Below are 3315 nucleotides of genomic sequence, written 5' to 3'. Positions count from 1 at the left end.
GCCCGCGCCCAGGCCCTGGCCACCGTGCTGGAGCCCGGCAAGATCTACGCCTTCCCGACCGCCGACGGGCCCCAGCTGCTCGACCTGGACGTCGAGGAATACACCAGCCGCCTCCCGGTTCCCCAGCGGAAGACCGGCGCCGTGACGGTGGAGGACGTCGCCTCGTTCGAGGCGTACTACGCCAAGCACTCCGACCAGGACACCGAGACGTACGTCAACGTCGACCAGCGGTGCATCACCGCGGTGCTGAACGCCCACAGCCAGGAGGGCCCGCGGTGGGGTGACCACCGCCTCCACCTCCAGCTCAAGACCACCCTGTCCTGGGTCGCCTGGACATGCAACGACCGTAAGTGGATGCCCCAGCGCGAGTTCGCCGAGTTCGTCGAAGACCACCTGTCCGACATCAGAGAACCCGCCGCCGCGCTGATGCTGGAGATCGCCACCACGTTCCAGGCGAAGACCAAGGTGAACTTCGCGTCTGCCACCAGGCTGTCGTCCGGGGACGCGAACCTGGTGTGGGAGGAGACCACCGACGCCACCGCCGGCGCGAAGGGCAACCTGAAGGTGCCCACCGAGTTCAAGATCGCGGTGAAGTGCCTGGAGTTGCCCGTCGTGGAGGGCGAGGACCCGGTGGTGTACGGGCTGGACGCGCGCTTCCGGTACCGGATCGAGCGCGGCCAGCTGTACGTCTCCTACCTGCTCGACGACCCCCAGGCCGTGCTCCGCGACGCGGTGCTCGCGGTCGTGGGCCAGGTCGAGGGCGGGCTCGGCATCGAGGTGCTGCGAGGCACCCCCGCATGAGCAATCCCAGCTTCACGGAGGCCCCTGCCGGTAGCGGCGGGGGCCTTCCCGCTCCCCCGGCCCGCTCGGCGTGCATCACGGTGACCGAGCGGTGCGGCGACATGGTGACGGTGTCGACGTGGGAGACGTGCGCCGGCGTCGGCGCGTTCGTCACGAGCTTGCTCGGCGCACCAACGCGCACCATCAACGTTTCAGCTGTTCAGGTGGGTTCTTCCGGCGATTTGTAGTTGTCGCCATACGATCTTGTGGTGCGTGTTGCGGCATGATGTTGCATGTTGTAGCGTGTACGCACAAGCTGCCGCAAGGCGCACCACAGGAACAAAGGAGCACAGGAGATATGCCCCCCGAGCTGAAGGTCGGCGACATCGTCGACATCACCATCACGGGCGCCCGCGTCACCGACCTCGACCCGCCCTACAACAAGAAGCACGGCCGTGCCGTGCAGGTCGCCATCTCCGGCAAGAACAGGGAAGAGGCGAAGGGCGCAGTCTGGACGGAGCTCGACGCCATCACCATTCAGATCGTCGAGACTGCGCCTCCCGCCGAGTGGCCGCCCCAGGTTGGCGACCTGTGGCGCGACCGCGACGGCGACCTGTGGTTCGGCGTCGACGTCCGCGACTACGACGACCCCAGCACGCCAGTCGTCGAACTCGTTCACGCGCACGGCGGCCCGAGTAGGAACCCGGCCGAAGTGAACCGCGAGTTCGGCCCCTTCACCCTCGTGCGGCGCGAGCAGACCGAGAACCACGACCCCGCCGAGGTCGCATGGCCGCCCCAGCCCGGCGACCTCTGGCGCGACAGGGACGGCGACGTGTGGACCGCCGTCGACACCACGAACGGCGTGAGGCTGCGCATGTACGAAGGCTCTAGCCCGAACACCGTCCGGTTCGTGCGAGACAGCTACGGCCCGCTCGAGCTGGTCCGCCGCGAATACGAGGACCAGTGAACATCTCGCAGAAGGTCCTCGACCAGCAGACCGAACTCGACGGCCTCATCGAGACCCACATCCGCGACCAACCACGCAACCACCAGGTGGAGCCCGGCCCGTCCGAGATTGGTATCCCCTGCGACCTCCGCCTCGGCTACAAGCTGGCCGGCCACCCCGAAACCAACGTCAACCAGGCGCTGCCCTGGAAAGCGTGGATCGGCACCAACGTCCACAAGGGCATCGAGGAGCTCCTCACCCTCGCCAACATGGCCCAGCCCGGCTGGTCCGAGCACGGCATCGACCGGTACGAGCTGGAGCAGCGCGTCACCGCCGGAGGCGTGAACGGCAACGACATCTCCGGCAACAGCGACCTCTTCCTCGACGGCGTCGTCTGGGACTGGAAGATCCCCGGCGACGACCAGCTGCGCAAGTACAAGAAGACCGGCCCGGGCGAACAGTACGAGGTGCAGGCGCACACATACGGGCTCGGCTGGGAACTCCGCGGCGAGACCGTCACCGACGTCGCCATCTACTTCCTGCCGCGTAACCAGGAGTGGAAGCAGCGCTTCCTCTGGTCGGAGCCGTACGACCGGCAGCGCGCCCTTGACGCGCTGTCCAGGGCCGACGGCATCGCCAAGCTCGTCGCCGCCCTCGGCCCCGGCGCTCTCCCGCTGCTGAAGCGGAAGGCGTCCTGGTGCCGCTACTGCCCCTGGCTGCTGCCAGGGTCCACCGATCTCGCCCGGGGATGCCCGGGTGACCCCGACATCGCCCAGGAGGCGTCGTCGGACCTGCTCGACCTCATCGCCAACTGATCACAGGAACACAGGAGCACAGGAACTCATGACCATCGCACCGCAGCAGTACGACGCCAACGACTTCCTCATGGGCAGCGGCATCCCCGCCGCCAAGTTCGAGACCATCGGCACCACCGTCACCGGCCAGATCTCCGCCCAGCCCGAGGTCACCCAGCAGACCGACCTCGACACCGGCAAGCCGCTCTTCTGGGACGACGGCCGCCCCCGCATGCAGCTGGTCGTCACCGTCCAGACCAACCTGCGCGACCCCGAGATCGTCGACGACGACGGACAGCGCAAGTTCTACGTCCGCGCCAAGCTGCAGGAGGCCGTCCGCACCGCGGTCCGCGCGGCCAAGGCCAAGGGGCTCGAGGTGGGCGGCACCCTGTCCATCACCTACTCGGGTGACGGCGAGCAGACCCGGCGCGGCTTCAACCCGCCCAAGCTGTACAGCGCGACCTACCAGCCGCCGTCGGTGGTCGCCGCGAACGATTTCCTGAACGGCGGCCAGGCCCCGGCGCAGCAGGCGGGCGGGTTCGTGCCCGCGAACCAGGGTCCGGCCCCGCAGTGGGCCACCCCCGCCCCGCAGACCGCCCCGGCCGCCGCGCCCGCGCCCGCCGCGTGGACGGCGCCGCCCGGCATGGACCCGGCCCAGGCCGCCGCCCTCGCCGCCCTCACCCCCGACCAGCGCAAGGCCCTCGGCTACTAGCCGCCCCCGGCTCCCGTGCGCCGTGCTGCCCTCCAGCGGGCGCACGGGAGCAGCACCACCTTGGGACCTGCGACGTTGCAGCG

The 3315-nt window shown here is 69.2% G+C and carries 4 protein-coding genes; all 4 read left to right on the top strand.

Annotated features, from left to right (window positions below; translation table 11 throughout):
* Positions 1-801 (top strand): DUF2303 family protein (locus ACFSKW_RS54825; RefSeq protein ID WP_379583876.1); only part of this gene is annotated, 801 nt, incomplete at its 5' end.
* 337 nt (positions 802-1138) lie between these two features.
* Positions 1139-1747, top strand: coding sequence for a hypothetical protein (locus tag ACFSKW_RS54820; protein WP_379583874.1), 609 nt, complete (start codon positions 1139-1141; stop codon positions 1745-1747).
* Positions 1744-2541 (top strand): hypothetical protein, encoded by a 798-nt coding sequence (locus ACFSKW_RS54815; RefSeq protein WP_379583872.1) that lies wholly within the window; start codon positions 1744-1746, stop codon positions 2539-2541. Before ACFSKW_RS54820 ends, ACFSKW_RS54815 begins: the two co-directional genes overlap by 4 nt.
* Before the next feature lie 28 nt (positions 2542-2569).
* The gene (locus ACFSKW_RS54810) at positions 2570-3232 is read left to right on the top strand and encodes a hypothetical protein (protein WP_379583870.1); all 663 of its coding nucleotides are present in this window, start codon (positions 2570-2572) and stop codon (positions 3230-3232) included.
* Positions 3233-3315 lie beyond the last annotated feature (83 nt).

This window comes from Nonomuraea mangrovi (assembly GCF_042681425.1).
In the GTDB taxonomy this organism is placed as follows: domain Bacteria; phylum Actinomycetota; class Actinomycetes; order Streptosporangiales; family Streptosporangiaceae; genus Nonomuraea; species Nonomuraea mangrovi.
This window is presented reverse-complemented; position numbering and strand designations above follow the sequence as displayed.